The 18,438-nt window shown below is 41.0% G+C and carries 14 protein-coding genes; 8 read left to right on the forward strand and 6 right to left on the reverse strand.

Features of this window, described 5'->3' with window-relative positions; genetic code table 11:
* Window positions 1–79: 79 nt before the first annotated feature.
* Both ABD930_RS01900 and ABD930_RS01905 read right to left on the reverse strand, forming a co-directional pair.
* Entirely contained in the window at window positions 80–1,234 is a 1,155-nt protein-coding gene (locus ABD930_RS01900) for a FecR family protein (protein ID WP_345229991.1), read from the reverse strand.
* Window positions 1,235–1,402: 168 nt separating this feature from the next.
* Window positions 1,403–1,981: an RNA polymerase sigma-70 factor gene (locus tag ABD930_RS01905; RefSeq protein ID WP_345229992.1), complete on the reverse strand. Its 579-nt coding sequence runs from the start codon at window positions 1,979–1,981 to the stop codon at window positions 1,403–1,405.
* Window positions 1,982–2,130: 149 nt separating this feature from the next.
* Between ABD930_RS01905 and ABD930_RS01910 the strand changes: the two genes are divergently transcribed.
* From ABD930_RS01910 to ABD930_RS01935, 6 genes are all read left to right on the forward strand, one after another.
* Window positions 2,131–2,676, forward strand: coding sequence for an RNA polymerase sigma factor (locus tag ABD930_RS01910; protein ID WP_345229993.1), 546 nt, complete (start codon window positions 2,131–2,133; stop codon window positions 2,674–2,676).
* A gap of 32 nt (window positions 2,677–2,708) precedes the next feature.
* Window positions 2,709–3,857, forward strand: coding sequence for a FecR family protein (locus ABD930_RS01915; protein ID WP_345229994.1), 1,149 nt, complete (start codon window positions 2,709–2,711; stop codon window positions 3,855–3,857).
* A gap of 544 nt (window positions 3,858–4,401) precedes the next feature.
* Window positions 4,402–7,635: a TonB-dependent receptor gene (locus ABD930_RS01920; RefSeq protein WP_345229995.1), complete on the forward strand. Its 3,234-nt coding sequence runs from the start codon at window positions 4,402–4,404 to the stop codon at window positions 7,633–7,635.
* A gap of 19 nt (window positions 7,636–7,654) precedes the next feature.
* Complete coding sequence (locus ABD930_RS01925) at window positions 7,655–9,142, forward strand: RagB/SusD family nutrient uptake outer membrane protein (protein WP_345229996.1); 1,488 nt, start codon at window positions 7,655–7,657, stop codon at window positions 9,140–9,142.
* A 19-nt stretch (window positions 9,143–9,161) separates the two neighbouring features.
* Complete coding sequence (locus ABD930_RS01930) at window positions 9,162–10,520, forward strand: FAD-dependent oxidoreductase (protein ID WP_345229997.1); 1,359 nt, start codon at window positions 9,162–9,164, stop codon at window positions 10,518–10,520.
* 11 nt (window positions 10,521–10,531) lie between these two features.
* A complete protein-coding gene (locus ABD930_RS01935; RefSeq protein ID WP_345229998.1) occupies window positions 10,532–11,623 on the forward strand; it encodes a hypothetical protein in 1,092 nt (363 codons plus the stop codon).
* A gap of 12 nt (window positions 11,624–11,635) precedes the next feature.
* On the opposite strand, the gene ABD930_RS01940 is transcribed toward ABD930_RS01935, so the two are convergent.
* From ABD930_RS01940 to ABD930_RS01950, 3 genes are all read right to left on the reverse strand, one after another.
* A complete protein-coding gene (locus ABD930_RS01940) occupies window positions 11,636–12,862 on the reverse strand; it encodes a Coenzyme F420 hydrogenase/dehydrogenase, beta subunit C-terminal domain (RefSeq protein WP_345229999.1) in 1,227 nt (408 codons plus the stop codon).
* Window position 12,863: 1 nt separating this feature from the next.
* Window positions 12,864–14,072 carry a polysaccharide pyruvyl transferase family protein gene (locus ABD930_RS01945; protein WP_345230000.1) on the reverse strand — a complete coding sequence of 403 codons (1,209 nt, stop codon included), beginning with the start codon at window positions 14,070–14,072 and terminating at the stop codon, window positions 12,864–12,866.
* A 146-nt stretch (window positions 14,073–14,218) separates the two neighbouring features.
* A complete protein-coding gene (locus ABD930_RS01950; protein WP_345230001.1) occupies window positions 14,219–14,419 on the reverse strand; it encodes a Sec-independent protein translocase subunit TatA/TatB in 201 nt (66 codons plus the stop codon).
* Window positions 14,420–14,519: 100 nt separating this feature from the next.
* On the opposite strand from ABD930_RS01950, the gene ABD930_RS01955 reads away from it, so the two are divergent.
* Window positions 14,520–16,250 carry a sensor histidine kinase gene (locus ABD930_RS01955; RefSeq protein WP_345230002.1) on the forward strand — a complete coding sequence of 577 codons (1,731 nt, stop codon included), beginning with the start codon at window positions 14,520–14,522 and terminating at the stop codon, window positions 16,248–16,250.
* A gap of 147 nt (window positions 16,251–16,397) precedes the next feature.
* A complete protein-coding gene (locus ABD930_RS01960; protein WP_345230003.1) occupies window positions 16,398–17,411 on the forward strand; it encodes a 3-oxoacyl-ACP synthase III family protein in 1,014 nt (337 codons plus the stop codon).
* Here the strand turns inward: ABD930_RS01960 and ABD930_RS01965 are convergent.
* The gene (locus tag ABD930_RS01965) at window positions 17,406–18,308 is read right to left on the reverse strand and encodes a magnesium transporter CorA family protein (RefSeq protein ID WP_345230005.1); all 903 of its coding nucleotides are present in this window, start codon (window positions 18,306–18,308) and stop codon (window positions 17,406–17,408) included. The genes ABD930_RS01960 and ABD930_RS01965 overlap by 6 nt on opposite strands.
* Window positions 18,309–18,438: the final 130 nt, after the last annotated feature.

Below are 18,438 nucleotides of genomic sequence, written 5' to 3' on the forward strand. Positions count from 1 at the left end.
TATTCGTTATTGGTTATTCGTTATTGGTTATTCGTTTGTCTGCCTACAGCTTATACCCTATAGCTTACCGCCGATAGCTCTACTCCACCATTAATACATTCCCTTCCAATCGGGTAGTTACACCGGTTGTTCGTAAGGCATTTAAAACGGCTGATAGTTTGACCGAACGGGGTATTTTTCCGGTGAATTTATCTTGGATGTCTGCTCGTTTATAGCGGATTTCTATGTTATACCAACGGGCCAGTTGCCGCATTATACCATCGAGATCGGAGTTATGGAAATAGAAATAACCATCTTTCCAGGCGGTGAATTCTTCCAGATTAACGCGGATCGTCTTCATTTCCTGTTGGGCTGCGCTGTTTAAAATAGCTTGTTCACCGGGTTGAAGCTCTTTTCCGTTTCCATGAGATTTTTCGTTGACCCGTACTCGGCCGCTTACCAACGTTGTTTTTTCAACCGGTTCGTTGGCGTAGGCATTGACATTAAATTGCGTGCCCAGTACCTGGATTTCCTGCTGTTCGGTCTGTACGATAAATGGAGTGCCTGGTTTTTTTCTGCTCACCTCAAAAAAAGCTTCTCCTTTTAAGTATACCTGACGTTCTTGTTGGGCATTAGGGAAAAAGCTGAGGCTTGAAGCTGCATTTAACCATACCTTGGTGCCATCCGGAAGCACCACCTTATATTGTCCGCCAGCGGGTGTCTGTACCGTGTGTTTGCCCGTGCCTTTCGTGCTTTCAGGTAAATCGGATAGGGTAAAAGTGACTTGTCCGTCGTCATCTAACGTCGTTTCGATGCCTTCGTTAACCGAAAAATGCTGTTTATTGGAAGGGTTCAAGGCAATTTCTTTCCCGGAGGGCAAGATCAGTAAAGCCTGGTCTTTTCCAGGGAGCAGATCATGGGTGTTGGATTTGCCTGCTAAGGATTTTACCGGAGGGTTATTTTTTGAATGAAGTAAAAAGAAACAGCTGAAGCCTATGGCCAGCAACAAACAGGCTGCTGCGGTCATGTTCATGAAACGCATGCGGACAGGCGTGTTTTTTTTCGTTCTTTGTCTGATGTTGGACAAAAGCTTCTGCTCATGCTCTTCCTCGCTACGGGCAAGATGGGGCGGAATATCCGCCGAATGATGCTCTTGTGCGTTATACCAGTCCGAAAATTCCTTTTTTTCGGCATCCGTTATGGTTCCGTTGAGCCACTTTCTGGCTAGCTCTCGTTGTCGTTTTGAATAGTGCATATAATGGTTCTCCTCAGCTTAAGAAAAATTCATGCTTGGTTTTGCACTATAGTCCGTTCGAGGATAGGAATCCCTTAGTGCAGAAAAAAAATAATTTTATGGTTATATCCGATTATGTGGCAAATTCGCACTGAAGAGGTACAACAATATATTCTGCCTGTTGTGCAATTACCGCAAGAGCAAGAAAAGAATCAGGCTAATGAGATGAGCCAGTTTGCTGCGAAGTACTTTCATGGCCTTTAACAGATGGGCTTCAACGGTTTTTTCTGCAATATGAAGGTGTATGGCAATCTGTTTCTGGGAGAGCCCCTGTTCTTTTTTAAGTTGATAAACCAAACGGCATTTTTCAGGGAGTTCGCTCACATAAGCGGCCAATTGCGACTGTAATTCGCTAAAAGCGATTTTTTCGTTGGTAGAATCATCCATAGCAGGATGGTTTTTTAAGGACGACAGGTATTGACGCTTATGGTTTTCTTTATCAATGAGTTTGATCACTTGGTATTTGATGGCCGAGGCGAGGTAGGTTCTGATGCTGCATTGGATGCTTAGATCCCGCCGCCGATCCCACAGACTGACAAAAATATCCTGAACGATCTCTTCCGCATCCGCTATTCGGGGTACTCTATAAGAGGCAACAACAAGCATTTCTTTCCAATACCGGCGATACAGCATCTCAAAAGCGGGAGCACTGCCTTCTTTTAGCAGTACGAACAGTTCATCGTCTGATAGGTCATTAAGGTATTGCATATTGTATAATCGGTGCGTAGTTAAATGTAGCAATGGTTTTGACAACAACCATCCTGTACTGTATTGGTGTAGGCAAATTGTAATTGTCCGTTTTTGTTACTACTTTGCCCCCGTTTGCCTTTATACTAACCAGGGGATTACAATATTTTATGAACCAATCATTAGATGCCCAGTTGCTCGCACAATTAAAGCAAGGAAAAGCCGCAGCTTATGATGCGCTGTTTTTAAAATATTACAAAATGCTTTGTGTGCATGCCTATTTCTATTTAGCGGAAGAGGAAGAGGCCAAGGAATTGGTTCAACAATTTTTTGTAGCATTTTGGGAGAAAGGGATGTATCATCATCTTGAGGGAGATATCAAAGGTTATTTATATCAAGCAATTAAACACAAGTGCCTAAATCGGCTGCGCAAATGGGAAAATGAACAAAAATTGGCTGAACGTGTACGAGCAGAAACGATAGCTGCAGAAGAGGAAGATCGAGAGGTTGTAGAAAATTTATACTATTTATTGGAGCAGGCACTTCATGATTTGCCCATGCAGCGTCGAGAAGCATTGACAATGGTCTATATTCAGGATAAACGCTACCGTGATGTTGCCCAAGAGATGGGTATCAGTATAAATTCATTAAAGACGCACCTTAAATTGGGCTTGAAAAATCTACGCGAACGATTAAAAAATAAACAAGAAGCTTAACCCGAAAGGGCATTAGGTGTGTAGTATCTTATATGGCATTCGATCGGGAAAAGATAAAGCAATGGTATATTGAAAAGGCTGCGGGAGTCATCTCAACCGTAGATGAGGAACAATTAGCTACTTTATTGTCTACAGATGAAGAAGCACAACAATTTTGGCAAAAGCTAGAACAAGAGAGCCAGCAATTGGGATTGACAGGATTTATGAATCGTATAGAACCGGTTGCAGATTTAGCGGAAGTAAAACAACAACTTGACCTACCGCGATCAAAAAAAAGAATTTCTTTTCGAAGCTATGCGGCTATAGCAGCCCTTTTTATAACGGTTTTTGGTGTATATTTTATTTGGCAGCAGCTTAACTATACAGCGGAGAAAGAGACGAATACCATGACGATTGCCCCCTTAGCTTCGACACCAACAGCGATACAGCTGATCAGCGACGATGGGCAATCGGTAAATTTAAATGCTACATCAGCTACTGTTCAATTAAATGGTGTTCAATTTCAGACAGCGGCCAATGAAATTTCGACGGTTGCTAGCGACTCAACGATTGTTATGAGCACCTTAAGTATACCCATAAAAGAAACGTATCGGATTGTTCTACCCGACGGTTCAAAGGTATGGCTCAATGCCGCATCTAAACTTCGATTTCCCTCGCGTTTTAATGGAGAAAACAGGAAAGTTTATTTAGAGGGTGAGGGATACTTTGAAGTACGCACTGATCCCAAAAATCCATTTATTGTGGAAACTGCTTCGAACCAGGTGCAGGTATTAGGCACCCGTTTTAATTTGAAAGCTTATCCAGAACAGGCTACACAAACCGCTTTAGTGGATGGAAGTGTACGCGTGATTGCTGGAAACGACCAACATATACAACTTAAACCAGGTTATGCTGCAAACTATCATCCATCAACAGGTTTCAAGACCGTTCCATTTGATGTCGCTGAAACCTTAGCCTGGATGGAAGGAATCTATTATTTCCATGATGCGTCACTCGTTGATTTAGCCGAGGTGATCACCCATTGGTATGGTTATTCCGTAACTTTTGATCGCACATTACTTGCTCGCCAACGTATTACCGGTCTTATGGAAAAAGATAATATAAGCAATTTTTTAACCGATTTATCCGCTTCAACAGGTATTCAATACCAATTTGCAGGAAACGTACTATACCTGAAATAATACCCGCGCGCTTGTTCGTTTTTTTGTGGTTACCCATGCTATCATTACCGATCATCAAGGTTTCTTATGTAGAAAACTAATATTAATCATAACGATATAAAAAAAAATATTAATTTAAAAAAAATACATCAAGGTGTTTTTAAAAAATGATCTAGACGTTTTTAAAAATGATCGAATAGATTTTGGAAAATTGTCTAGACGTTTTGATCAAAAGACTTAGGCCATTTGTCTATTTTTGTTAGACGTTTTTAAAAAAAATGCCTCCATTTTTCGCACGTGAAAAAGTGTATTCCCTTTACGGGTAAAATTAGCCATTCTAAGGCGGTAAAATTTTCAATAGACAAAGCCTTCAACACAGCTATCAAATGCTTACATCGTGAAATTGCTTTTTAGTTAATCGAAAAAAAAGTCAAAGCCGTTCACCCATTTACTACCCTTGGGTGTATTATAATAAACCAACGATAAATAGTCTTTCATTAATTTTTTGAAAAGAAGACTGAATTGAGGATAACCACGGCTTAATTTAAACCATTGAACAAAAAGTATGATGCAACAAAAAATGAAACAGGTGCTAGGACTCCTTTTGCTTTTCTTTATTTTTCGTAGCGCTGCTGGAGGACAGGAAACCATGCGGCAGGCAGTTACGATGAAGGGAACCAACATCACGCTGGCAGACGCATTTAGCCTCTTAAAAAAGCAGACAGGGCTAACGGTATTTTACGGTAACCAATTATTGAATGATCAGGAACGCATTTCCTTTGATTTCCACAACCAACAGTTGCAGGAAGTATTAGCGGTTTTACTGAAGGATAAACCATTGAAATATGAATTGAGGAGGAATCAGGTGATTGTGTTATCTAAAATTACAGTCCCAGCAAATCCCTTAATTTCCCAACAACAGTCGATTAGTGGTCAGGTAAGCGATAAAAACGGGCCGATTACCGGTGTTTCTATCCGCGTAAAGGGGACGAATCGCGGTACAGCAACGGACGCAAATGGCCGTTATACAATTCAAGCGGCAACCGGAGAAATCTTGGTATTTAGTCTGCTAGGCTATACGGTACAAGAACAGACGGTAGGAACTGGGCCAACGCTTAATGTTGTGTTAACAGAGAATATCCAAGAAATTGACGAAGTGGTGGTGATTGGTTACGGCACGGTGAGGAAGAGTGATCTCACCGGTTCCGTTGCGCAGGTGAAAGCCAAAGAAATTAATGCTTTTCCTAATGCGAATGTTTTACAATCACTTTCAGGAAGAGCTCCAGGGGTACAAATTAGACAGGCCTCAGGAGCTCCTGGACCAAGCATGAGTGTGCGGATTCGAGGTGGGAATTCCATTCAGGGAAGCAATGAGCCCTTGTATGTGATTGATGGTTTTCCCATCCAAGGAAGTCCAACCCAAGTTAATAATTCAGAAATTGAAAGTGTAGAAATTCTGAAAGACGCTTCTGCAACGGCTATCTACGGATCCAGAGGAGCAAATGGTGTAGTATTGATTACGACTAAATCGGGTAAAGCAGGTAAAACCAAGGTGGATTTTGAAACCAGTTTTTCTACACAACGATTGGTTAGGAAGCTAGATTTGATGAATGCACGAGAGTATGCCCTGTTTTATAATGAGCAAGCCAAAAACGATGGGGTTAATCCATACTTTACGGATGAGCAGATCAATACTTTTGGAGAAGGCTTTGACTGGCAGGACTTTGTTTTTAAAACAGCTCCCCTATCCAATACCGCTCTGAATATTAGTGGCGGAAATGAGAAGACCGTATTTTCTTTTGGCGGTAGTATTTTTTCACAAGATGGTATTATCGAAGGCAGTGATTATAAACGTTATTCTGTTCAAACACGCATTAACCATAAAATTAGCGATAAGTTCCGTGCAGAATTGTCTGGAACACTATCTAAATTGGGTACCTATCGTAAGGACAGTGAAGGAGGGAATCGGGGGAATTCCTTGATGTCTGCCGCTATTTCATCGCCACCTATTTTGACTCCCTATAATGATGATGGAACGTACCGGGTTTTGCATACCAGTTATCCGTTTATGGCGACAGATCTGCGCAATCCTATCAATTACATCAATGAACAGTCGAACGTTACCAAAGCAAATGTAGCTTTGCTGAACGCTTCAATTATTTATGATATTACACCCGATTTATTTCTAAAAGTAGCGGGAGGAATCGAAAATCGGGATGATCGCCAAGATGAATATACCACGACTAAATTCTACAATTCTATAGGTTCTGCCAGTATTAAAACCACTCAGTTTACCAGCTTATTAAATGAAAATACACTAAACTATAGTAAGACGTTTCATGAGGTACACCAGCTTAATGCGGTCTTGGGATTTACGTATCAAGACTTCAAAACAACGTTTGTTTCGGCCAGTGGCACCGGATTTTTGAGTGATGATTTTTATACTGGAAACTTATCGGCAGCAGATGTTCCAGGAATACCGAGTTCTGGGTATGCAAAGTCGGCATTGGTTTCTTTTTTAGGGCGAGTAAATTATACGTATAACGATAAGTATCTATTCACCGCTAGCCTGCGGAGAGATGGATCATCTCGCTATAGCGATGGGGACAAATGGGGTTATTTTCCTTCGGCAGCTTTTGCTTGGCGAGCCTTCAACGAGCCTTTTTTGAAGGATATTAGCTTTATGTCTGACTTGAAGCTGCGCACGAGTTGGGGATTAACGGGTAGCCAGGCTATTGATCCCTATACGACGTTGAATTTGCTAGAACCAGGCAAAACCATATTTAACGATGATTATGCGGGCACCTTTTCTCCGTCAACAGAACTCCCAGCACCCTTAAAATGGGAAACTACCGAGCAATTTGATGTAGGTTTAGATGTAGGATTTTTGAATAACCGCTTATCATTTTCTGCTGATTATTATGTCAAAAATACGCGCGATCTGCTTAGTCGGGTGTTGCTACCATCTTCCATGGGATACACCAGTACGACGCAGAATATTGGAAAAATACAGAACCGGGGATTTGAATTGGGATTAGATGCTAAGGTACTCAATGGACCATTTAATTGGGATATCAATACGAATATCTCCTTTAATCGGAATAAAGTAGTTAAACTGAGCGAAGGAGATGATCTGCTGCGGGATAATATTAATATGCTAGTCGTTAATGATGCGACAGGGATATTAAGGGAAGGACGTCCGGTAGGTCAATTTTGGGGGTATGTGGAAGATGGTTATGATGATACGGGAAATATTCGCTATAAAGATTTGAATGGTGACGGAACCATATCTGCTGCGGATAAGACCTATATCGGTAATGCCAATCCCAAATTTATTTTCGGATTTAATTCCATCATGCAATACAAGGATTTTGAGTTGAATTTATTCTTTCAAGGCTCTTATGGGAACGATATTTTTAATGCCAGTTCTATTTCAAATACCATGGATTATGGTTTCGGTCTAAATATGCCTAAGGAAGTGCTTAATGATCATTGGTCTCCTGAAAATACGGATGCTAAATATCCTAAAATCAGTAAAAGCGTATCCGTACGGGCATCGGACCGTTTCGTAGAAGACGGGTCATATATCCGTTTAAAGAATATCATGCTGAGCTATCGCTTACCCATACAACGCTTTGGTTTATCTTGGTTACAGAACCTTCAAGTTTATGTGAGTGGTCAAAATCTATGGACGGGAACGAAGTATTCTTGGTGGGATCCTGAAACCAATTTCCAATTGGACCAAAACAGCTACCCATTAGCCAAGTCATTTACTTTTGGTTTACGAGCAGGGTTTTAATTTTTAACAGGGCAATCATATGCATTACTTAACGAAATTTATGGTCATGAATCATATCAATAAACCACTCTTACAATATAGCTTAATCCTGCTTGTTTTCTCTTTCATCTTGGTTTCCTGTCAAAAGGAACTGGAAGAGAACCCACAGGCGGTCAATGCCGAAGATTTTTATAATACGGCGGAAGAAGTAGAAACGGCTGTAAATGCGATCTATACGCCATTGCGTATTACTATGTTTCCCAATTATATCGCGACACTGGAATGCCAATCGGATTGGTTATATGGAAGAGGTAGTTGGGATCCTTTGAGTCAATATCAGGGATTAAATGATGCCAATGTAACGCGCGTATCTGGTTTTTGGGATGTGTTTTACCGAAGTATCCGGAATGCCAATCTGGTTATTCAAAAGGCACCCTTAGGTACAAGCATTAGTGTGGAAGATGTTAATCGCTTCGTTGCCGAGGCAAAGTTTTTAAGGGCTTTTTGTTATTTTCAACTCGTTCGGAATTGGGGCGGGGTGCCTCTGCGGAATGAAAATAATATGCTGGAACCTAACCTTCCAAAAAGTTCTGTTGAAGACGTGTATCAGTTTATCCTAGCGGATTTATTGGAAGCAGAAAGTAATTTGCCAACTACTCAGGCAGATGGCGGTCGGCCAACGGTATGGGCTGCGAAGACATTATTGGGCGACGTTTATTTGCAATTGGGCCAATATGAGCAAGCAGAGGCGAAGGCATCCGAAGTGATGGCTACAGGCAATTTTTCTTTGGTTAAAATTGCCAATAAGGAAGATTTTCAACAGCAATTGTATGGGCCGGATATCCAAACCACGTCGGAAGAAATTTTCTCCTTTAAATATGCTAGATTACCTGATCAGGGAAATTATATCTTATGGATATCAAATCATCCAAGTACGAAGTTGTTTAGCTTTGACGGAGCTTATGCGGTGCACGGTTATGCGACTAACCCCAATTATATCAATCAAGATGAGGCTGATATTCGCAAACAGTTATGGGATAAAATTGATTTTGGCTTGGGGCCAAATACCTTAGTTAGTTCAAAATACGTCGATCAAAAAGCCATCAGCCAAACAGGTGCTGGCAACGATCAACCGATTTATCGTTATGCCGAGGTATTATTGCTCTACGCCGAGGCTAATTGTAGGATACAGCATGCGGTTACAACGGAGGCTATGGAAGCATTAAATCAAGTGCATCGTCGTGCTTATGGTCTTGATCCTAAAATACCTTCCGATATTGATTTAAAATTAGCCGATTATACAGCGGAAACTTTTATTGATCGCATTATACAGGAGCGGGGATATGAGTTTGTTTATGAAGGTAAACGTTGGTTAGAGCTGAAACGGACGGGTAAAGTGGATGAGTTGATTTCCTATGGGAAGGGAAAGACGGTAGCTGAAAAGCATTTGCTTTGGCCAATTCCGGTTTCAGAGATGAATTACAATAAGGCCCTGGATCCGAAAGTAGACCAAAACCCAGGGTATTGAGAAAACAAATTAGTTACATATGAAACGTAGATCTGCATTAGCAAAGCTTGGCGCTGTTTCTCTAGGTATTGCTTCTCCCCGATTATTACGGGGAGAAGTATTTGCTCAGCCTTATGAACGAAAAGAGCGTCAGCTGGAAACCGATATATTGGTCATAGGAGGTGGTACGGCAGGAGTCATTGCTGCTATCCAAGCGGGCCGTGCGGGCCGAAAGACAACTTTGGTAGAAAATGGAAGTATGCTTGGGGGTACGACAACAACGGGAGGTGTTAACTTCCCAGGTATTTTCTTTGCTTGGGGAAAACAGGTGATTGGTGGCATTGGTTGGGAGTTGGTACAAGATGCCGTTACCTTAGCTGACGGCACCTTACCCGATTTTTCCGTACCTCATGGTCGGCAGCATTGGCGGCATCAGGTGCGGGTAAATCCTGCGATATACGCGCTGCTTGCCGAAGAGAAATGTGTGCAGGCTGGAGTGCAACTACGGTTTTACGAAACGCCGACCCATATTGAAGCTACAAAGAATGGGTGGAAGGTAGTGACGGTGGGGAAGGGAACTCAAACGCATATCCAGTGTAATCAGTTGATCGACTGTACGGGGAATGCCTATGCTGCTTCGTTAGCTGGTTTCAAATTGTTGCGGGAAGCGGAAACGCAACCGGGTACGCTGCAATTTAAAATTGGAGATTACGACTATGCTCATCTGGATATGGCGATGATCAAGGCTAAGTTTAACGAAGCCGTAGCGCAAGGCGAATTGGTGAAAGGGGAATTTCTTAACGTTGAATCACTTTTGCATAGCGCTGGAGATAATGTGCAACATATTGCCGGGGCAGATGCTACGACATCCGAAACGCATAGCTTGGCTAATATTACCGGACGAGCTTCTTTATTACGTACTGTTCGATTCTTACGTACATTGCCGGGACTGGAAAAACTAAAGGTGCTGGATATGCAAAACGAAACGGCCGTTCGTGAAACTTATCGTATCGATGGCCTATACCGAATATCCCGTGAAGATTATGTGAGCGGAAAGGTATTTGACGATGCGGTATCTTATTCGTATTATCCCATTGATTTGCACGATGCTAATGGCGTAGCGCCGAAGCATCTGGAGCAAGGAAAGGTGGCCACGGTTCCCTTAAGAGCGCTAATTCCTAAAGATAGCCGTAATTTTTTGGTTGCCGGTCGATGCTTGAGTAGTGATCGATTGGCCAATTCTGCCCTTCGTGTACAAGCTTCTTGTATGGGTATGGGACAGGCTGCTGCCGCGGCGGCGGTTCTGGCAAATAAACAGGGTACAAGTCCTGCCGAAGTACCAATGTCAGACGTAAGAGCCCTGTTGGAAGAACATGGAGCTATCGTCCCTAAAGCGTAAAGGAAAAGCGTATGCTTAGATTAATGGTTTGTTTAGGGATATTCGGACTGGCTTGTCCTTCAAAACTATGGAGCCAAGAGCGCTTAGCTTATTTCGGGGTGCCTACACTGCCGCAACATCCGGCTGTAGTACACCGGGTGTTGATTGATACCGGAGAAAATCATGCACTAGGCAAGGATACGCTTTTTCAGGTAGTGAATGCTAAAGGAGAACCTATTGCTTATTACCGTAAAATTTTACAGGAAGCATGTTTCAACGGTCAATGCAGACCTCTAAATCTTCAATTATATTGGAATATTACGGGAAGATACTTAGGATTCGAGCTTCCATCAGGTGAATTTTTAAGTAAGACAGAACACGTTCCGTTTACGGCGAATGAATACCATCAGCTCCATAAACTATTGGCGGATTCACTATCTCCTTTAGGGAATTTTAATTACCTTGATTTAACACCAACTGCCGCGCGTAAAACGGAAAAATTAGACGGCATAACTGCTCCTACGGCAACAAGCGTTTTACCCTATGTGGTCAAAGGGGCGGTATATACCACCTATGTATTATGGAAATTAGTTTATGGATCTACCCAACAAGAAGTACAGCGTCTGACCAAACAGGTGTTAACCGCGGCTATGGCACACGATATGCTGGAAAGTCCGGATAGGAGTGATCATTTTTGGTTATTAAATAACCTTGATGGTTTGGATAGCCTGACAGGCGCGCTTGAGCAGCAGCTTGTTGGGATGGTGTCTGATCGTGATTATACCTTGGGTGAAAGAGTCCTGCGGGTTTTACCGAATAGGAGCTTAAATTCAGATACGATACAGCTGGAACTGTTGCAACAATTTCAAGGATCTACCTACAGTTTACGATTACTCATTTTAGAAAAACTAATGCAAGCTAATGCCTTATACCCGTCTGCGGTACGGGTGTTAACTGCGCAGTTGAAAGACCTCAATGGTGCTGCTTTAGCAGTGGCATTCCGTTTATTTCGTAAGTTCCGTATAAAGAACAAAGAAACATTGACCGAAATAAGAAAACTGCAACACAGTGATAACGCTTATATCGCTAGCTTGGCTTCAGATTATCTGGATGATCGTGATTAATCCTTATACCTCTTACACCTTACAGCTCATTTTAGCCCTCACCCGGCGTAAGGTACCTCTAAAATCCTTTAAGAGTAGCCATTTGTCTGCGGATAGAAATGTTTGGAAAAGTTGTAACTTTTTAAAGTTTAGTTGCTTACCGCTTCCGACAAAAAAGGCAAGCTTTCTGGATGCAGCTCTTAACCTCCGATTATATTGGTATGGTTGCATAAGCTTTATTTTTTCTGGATCTAGCGTTTGAAGAGATAAGCTATTTTGTTTTTGTGCTTGTTGGATAAAGGCGGCTCCTTCTTTCGTGCGAACGATAACTAAGCTTTGCCCTTCTCTTTCGGTAAAATCGGGATAACCATCCGAGGTTTCCCAAGCATCGCCAACGGCAATGTCTGCCTGAATACCTATCCCTTCCGGGCAGAGTTTACAACGGAAATGTAGATGCTGATTCAGTGTTTTTCCCCAAGAGTCGTTATAACTTAGCTGATATTGTTTTTTTCTGCTGTCGATAAAGGAGAAATACCCAGGCCAGCCGTTTCCGCGATAGGCAAGATCGGTTACAGGAGGTACTGCTTCAAAATTTTCTACAATAGCCCGAGTGCCTTTAAAAGAAGGCATACCCGCGCATAAGATGGCTACCTTTAGTTGGAAACGATGGTTATATTGGGGGTACTCTTTTAAGAAGTTTTTGAGTGCGGAGATATCGCAAGGTTTCCCAATAAAACAATAGGTATCTTCATTGGAGGCTAAGATTTCTAAAATTTTGGAAAAAATTAAGGCGGGTGCATACCTTGATGATGCACATTGTAGTACATCGGCACGTGTTTTGGAAATACGCAGCGCGTTTCGTTCATAATCATTGCGGTCTCCTCCAACTTGCAGTACGGCATCAACTGCTTTAGTTTCCAGCGCATGGATAGCAATAGCACTGATGACTCCCCCAGATGAGCCTTTGGTGCGGGTTTCAGTGTCGGAAGCGTACCCTGCATAAAGCGCTTGCATTTTACCCCAAATACGTTCCTCCTTCGTAAAGGTTAGATCATTGACTACATTAAGCCCTGGGCAGATACGGCTGATAATGGCTTCTTTTTGATGATCGACCTGCTGCTTTACCTTTGGATGGAAGAAGCCATCGTTTCCAAGCTGCATGCTTACTTGCTCATGTCCACAAATACTCTCGCAAAGTCCACAGCCCAGACAAAGCCCATATTGGTCTAATTGCTGAATAGTCCAAGATTTTGTCGCCATATCAATGTATAATGGTGGTGTACAGTAATTCTTTAAGTGCAGTTAAGCGTGGTTGAACAATCGTTTCATTGCAATAGGCAATCTTGTCTTTAAGTTCTTGTCGCCGATTATAAGCATCTTCCAACCCACGTAAGACGTTCTCTTCATTGGTATTTACACAATCGCCAAGCCATGGATACTGAAGTGTATCGGCAAATAAGCCATTAAATTTACGACTATATGCCATAGGATATACGGGCACTCCGGTAGAGAAAGCAGCAATACAAGCGTGCATACGCGCACCGGTAAAAAAGTCTAGACCGCTTATGTAACTTTTTGCTTCGATAGGCGTTTTAAATCGGGGAGCTATCTGTACTTGTGGAAATTGCTTTTGAATAACTAAAGCCGCTTCATAATCATCTTCGACCGCCTGATATTCAGGTATTACATGTGGTACGAGATGTATCTGGACATCCTTCTGTTGGCTAAAATAGTTTAATGTATCAACAATCAACTTCGTGTAGTTGGTTTGCATACCAAATTGATTATTACGCGTATAACCACCATTCCAAAGAAGTCCGGAGACATTAATACCGATATGTGTACGGCTTTCATCAAATGATTTTTTGGTGTAGGGCATATAAAAAGCTACGTCTATGCTTTCAGCAAGCCTATTGGCGGGTAACTGATTAGCCGTATAGGTGTAGCTTTGTTTGTCTCGACTAATAACCAAATGGGCATATCGCATTGCTTTAAAAGCCGACTGCTCATTTTTTGGATCCTTAAAGGGACCGATCGTTTGGGGGAGTAGTACCTGCTTTTTCACCCTTTTACCGAAATAGATCTTGCTATTTCTTATTTTTTTAAAGCGTTTCTCTCCGTAAATATCCGTAAAACTATCGCCTTCAGCAATATCAAAAACATAATCGATCGATCGGATATCCGCTAACCGATGTTTTTTGGGAAAAAGCCATAGCTTTAAACGCCATTTGAGATCGTAAAAGTCAAGTCCAGGAATATTTCTAAAGCGAATGGATTTGTTGCCAATGGTTATTTGGTCAAAGCCAGAACGTTCGCTGCCAAAAAAGGAGAAATCAGCCTGAATGCCGTGTGCTTCGGCCATATCGGACAAGAGCGCCAATGAAGCATAAGCTAAGGCTGCTACGCCAAGGTTTTTATTATAGGGGTTTGCCCAAACGATACCGATCTGAATTTTTTTGTCAGGTTTCATGGCAGTACACCCTGCATGAATAATGCCAAATTTCTAACGCCTATTTTTTGATGCAATGGAATTTATTATCTTCCCCACAATCGGGTGTTTTTTCCGCAGTGCAACACCTGATTTAAGCTCGAATGGATATCCTGCAGTGCCAATTTTCAATTGTTGCCTGACTTATCAGCGGAGTGCTGTTCTTTTGTTGGCTCTTCAAACTGTCCGTCTTTAAACGCCTTTACGCCCTGACCCAAACCACGCATCAGTTCAGGTATTTTTTTACCTCCAAAAAGCAATAAAAGGGCTATTATAATCACTGCCAATTCCGGTCCGCCGATAAGGCCTAATAATATTGTAATAAGCATATCTAATTTTTCATGTAACTTTGCAAAGATACACGCAATAGATTAGAAAAACATTAGAATTAAATTAGGAATTCTTTCCTAGTCAAAGAATAAAATACCTATGGATAAGTCGCAGGGTCAGGAAAAGACGTCAGGTATATTACGCCGATTATTGGTTGTATTTTTAGTATTTGTGTTTTGTATAACCGCTGGTTCCTTATTGCTTCGACATTCTATTGCCCAAAAACTAGCCTATTTGAGCGTTAAATTAAAAGCTCCGCCAGAAACAGGCGAAATCAGTAATGTATTGTTGGAACTAAATAGCGCTGAAAACGATTTTCAACAAGCCAGCTTATATGGTTACGGCGGTAAGCTAAACGAATATCAACAGAAACTGCTCCATGTCTTTAATAAGGTAGAAGATATTTTACAAGAATATCCATCAATGGCCGATTCGAATGCTTATGTAGCGGACGAAAAACAATTCAAAGAATTTTTAGACGGTAAATTGAATCTTTCTTTAAAAGTTTTTGCCTTAAAGAAGAGCTTTGATTCGTTGCTGATCCAAAGTGCAAAAGAAAATAATGTCGATATAGACCATGTAGAACAGGTAGACGTTCAGCGAGACACCCTTAGCCAATTACATCAAGATACCGTGATACAAGAAGTCGTATCGGCAGTAGAGAAAAAAAGCTTTTTTAAACGCTTACAGAACGTTTTCTCTCCTAGTTCTGATTCCCTACGTACCAAGTTGCTTACCGTGACAAAGGCCACTGCACGAAGAGATTCTATCAATCGGGAACTTCAACGGGCCAATGAGCGGGTGCAGCAACAGTTGTTGAAAAAGTTAAATAAAGAACACGATTTGCTAGCCGAATCGCAGCAACAATTAATCTCCTCCAATCTTTCCTTAATTATTCAATTGCGCCAATTGATTGATCAGATCAAAGATAGTTATCTGTATACATGGGAACGAAACCAACAGGAGACTTTGCGGCAATATGAAGAAGCGGTAAGTGATTTGGATAGCTTTACAATTATCGCCATTTTAATGGTATTGCTTTTCGTGGTACTGTTATTAATCTATATAAAAAAGGCGGGAAGGGCAGAAGATCAGTATAAAGTGGAAAATGCACGAGCGATCGCCTTGGCAGAACAGAAATCCGAGATGTTAGCCACCATGAGCCATGAAATCCGAAATCCGTTAACAGCGATTACTGGTTTTGTCTATCTCATGCGTAATACAGCGCTTAATGCTGAGCAGGAACGTATGGTTGCTTCCATAAAAACGTCATCGGATTTGTTAATGGATACGGTAAATGATATTTTGGATCTAACTAAAGTTGAAAATCAACAGTCGGATGTATTACGTGTGGTGTCTTTTACACCCTTTCATGAAATAAAGGAGACTGTCGAGACCATGCGCTTTATTGCGGTGAAAAAGGATATTTCCCTGGATTTTGATTTTAATGGGCCACAAGACCATATGGTTTATGGAGATCCCTTCCGTTTAAAGCAAGTGATTATTAATTTATTGGGAAATGCCATTAAATACACCGATGAGGGAGGAGTAGCAGTCAATTGCACCTTAATGGAGAGCGATGCAGGTCGGGAAGAATTACAGGTGAGCATTAAAGATTCTGGAATGGGGATTGCGCAAGATAAACAGGCTAAATTGTTTACTAAATATTATCAGGCATCTAAAGATAATAACAGACCCGGTACCGGTTTAGGTTTATATATTTGCTATCAACTCATCAAATTGCAGGAAGGAAATATTCAAGTGGAAAGTGAAGAAGGGGTAGGATCAACCTTTCGTTTTACTATTCCTTATAAATCGGCTAATGTTTGAACCAAAAACCAATTTGGTGTTTTGTTTTGAGACAAAATGCCTCCGCCACGTTAATGTAAATTTCTCTTCATTTTTTATAAAAATTAGATTGAAAACAAGTAGGTTTGCACTCTTTTTATTTTTAAAATCGTTAATAGAAAACCTTTTATGGGGTCTAGAATACAGGCTATAGAGTATTATTTTCCGGAAAAAAAAGTTACGAACGAGGATTTAAGTGAAGAGTTTCCGGATTATGATTTCTCTAAGTTTGAATATAAAATAGGTATTAGTAGCCGCTACGTCGTGGCTAAAAATGAAACGGCCCTCGATTTAGCAGAAAAAGCTTGTCTGAAATTATTCCAACGTATTGATAAAGCACAAATAGACTATGTGTTGTATTGTACGCAAAGTCCCGAATATATCATGCCTTCAACGGCTTGTATCTTACAAGATCGGTTAGGCCTAAACAAAACAGTGGGTGCTTTCGATTATAATTTAGGCTGTTCGGGCTATACCTATGGGTTAAGTATGGCAAAAGCTTTTATTGAAAGCGGGCAGGCCACACATATCCTTTTAGTTACAACAGATACGTATTCTAAGTATATTAATCGGAAAGATCGCTCCAACAGAGCCATTTTTGGAGATGCCGCTACGGCGACATTCATTTCACGGGATGATGAATCTAATGGAATTTATAAGTTTAAGTTCGGGACAGACGGCCAAGGTTTTAATAAACTTATCATTAAAAATGGAGGAACGAAATATCCGGTTGATCACCATCCGCTAGAACTTCTATATGGTCGGGGAAACCTCTACACTGAGAATAATCTCTATATGAATGGACCGGAGATTTTTAGGTTTACCAGTACGGTAGTGCCTCCATTTATTGAAGAGGTTTTAGCATTTAATGAGATTAGTAAGGATGAGGTAGGTCAATTTGTTTTTCATCAGGCCAATGCACATATGCTTAAGGTTATGCGGGAGCGATTGGCTTTACCGGTTCCGAAATTTTATATTAACCTGAGAGATGGGGGAAATACCGTTTCTTCAACAATACCAATTGCCCTGAAAAACTACAGCAATCAAGAAATGAATGAAATCGATACCAAAGTGATTATTGCGGGCTTTGGTGTCGGTCTTTCGTGGTGTGCAGGTTTAATTGAATTGGCCAACAAGCTATAGCCAACCTTTCCTTTTAAACCATAAATAGATGCCAAAGGTAATCAAAGCCATCAGCAACATAACAAGCGGATAGCCTAGGTGCCAGTCTAATTCTGGCATAAAATGAAAATTCATACCGTATACACCCACGATAAACGTTAAAGGCATGAAGAATACAGAAAAGATGGTTAAGACACGCATAATTTCATTCGTGCGATGAGAAGCGATGGAAAAATATGCAGATAGTAATTGGGAGGTGTTTTCGGATAAATTGTCATAAATATTTTGCATACGTATGTATTGATCACGTAAATCACGTGTATAAATGTTCCGTTGTTTTGGCATGTCAATTTTATCGATAATTTCGTATGATAAGATTAATAAACGTCGGATAACATCTACCTTACGTTTGACATAATAAAGTCCGCGCAAAATAGGTGCTTTACGCTGTTTCAAAAAGACATTTTCCTCAAAATAGTCTAATGATTGGGCTAATTTTACACTGGGAGGTTCGAATGTTAACAAAGAAGCTCGGATAATTCGATTAAGTACACATAGCGTATCGGTACAACCTTTGGCATCAATGGCTTTAGTCTTAACTTCTTCAATAAGTGGTTGCGCTGTTCGATGAACGGTGATCATGTAATCGGTAGTGAAAAAAATAGCTATTTTATTGGTGAGCTCTTGTATGGTATCTGCCTCACTGATAGGTTGTTGGGTGAATACCCGTACAATAATAAAGGTATACGTGTCAACAATTTCATACTTTGGTAAATGATCGGGCTGTAGGCAATCCTTAATAGACGCTTCATGTAACGAAAATTGCTGAGCAATTTCCTGAATCTCTTTTACTGTAGGATCACTTAAATCAATCCAATCAAATCCATGTTCAGCTTTGGTAGCAAAAGTTTTTTTCATAGTAGCCCAGACTTATGTATGGGTATAAAGGTAGAAAAATCGCAGAAAACTTCGGCGTTTGCTAAAAAAACCATTAATTTGTTATTTTTGCCCAAATTCTATGGTAAGAATTTAAATGGAATGAAGTGAT

This window comes from Olivibacter ginsenosidimutans, from assembly GCF_039542865.1.
Taxonomy (GTDB): domain Bacteria; phylum Bacteroidota; class Bacteroidia; order Sphingobacteriales; family Sphingobacteriaceae; genus Olivibacter; species Olivibacter ginsenosidimutans.

Coding starts and splice junctions, on each gene's coding strand:
- ABD930_RS01965 (WP_345230005.1), bottom strand. CDS start 18,308: ATGAAAAAAACTTTTGCTACCAAAGCTGAACATGGATTTGATTGGATT.
- ABD930_RS01925 (WP_345229996.1), top strand. CDS start 7,655: ATGCATTACTTAACGAAATTTATGGTCATGAATCATATCAATAAACCA.
- ABD930_RS01945 (WP_345230000.1), bottom strand. CDS start 14,072: ATGAAACCTGACAAAAAAATTCAGATCGGTATCGTTTGGGCAAACCCC.
- ABD930_RS01910 (WP_345229993.1), top strand. CDS start 2,131: ATGAACCAATCATTAGATGCCCAGTTGCTCGCACAATTAAAGCAAGGA.
- ABD930_RS01950 (WP_345230001.1), bottom strand. CDS start 14,419: ATGCTTATTACAATATTATTAGGCCTTATCGGCGGACCGGAATTGGCA.
- ABD930_RS01935 (WP_345229998.1), top strand. CDS start 10,532: ATGCTTAGATTAATGGTTTGTTTAGGGATATTCGGACTGGCTTGTCCT.
- ABD930_RS01900 (WP_345229991.1), bottom strand. CDS start 1,234: ATGCACTATTCAAAACGACAACGAGAGCTAGCCAGAAAGTGGCTCAAC.
- ABD930_RS01920 (WP_345229995.1), top strand. CDS start 4,402: ATGATGCAACAAAAAATGAAACAGGTGCTAGGACTCCTTTTGCTTTTC.
- ABD930_RS01940 (WP_345229999.1), bottom strand. CDS start 12,862: ATGGCGACAAAATCTTGGACTATTCAGCAATTAGACCAATATGGGCTT.
- ABD930_RS01905 (WP_345229992.1), bottom strand. CDS start 1,981: ATGCAATACCTTAATGACCTATCAGACGATGAACTGTTCGTACTGCTA.
- ABD930_RS01930 (WP_345229997.1), top strand. CDS start 9,162: ATGAAACGTAGATCTGCATTAGCAAAGCTTGGCGCTGTTTCTCTAGGT.
- ABD930_RS01960 (WP_345230003.1), top strand. CDS start 16,398: ATGGGGTCTAGAATACAGGCTATAGAGTATTATTTTCCGGAAAAAAAA.
- ABD930_RS01955 (WP_345230002.1), top strand. CDS start 14,520: ATGGATAAGTCGCAGGGTCAGGAAAAGACGTCAGGTATATTACGCCGA.
- ABD930_RS01915 (WP_345229994.1), top strand. CDS start 2,709: ATGGCATTCGATCGGGAAAAGATAAAGCAATGGTATATTGAAAAGGCT.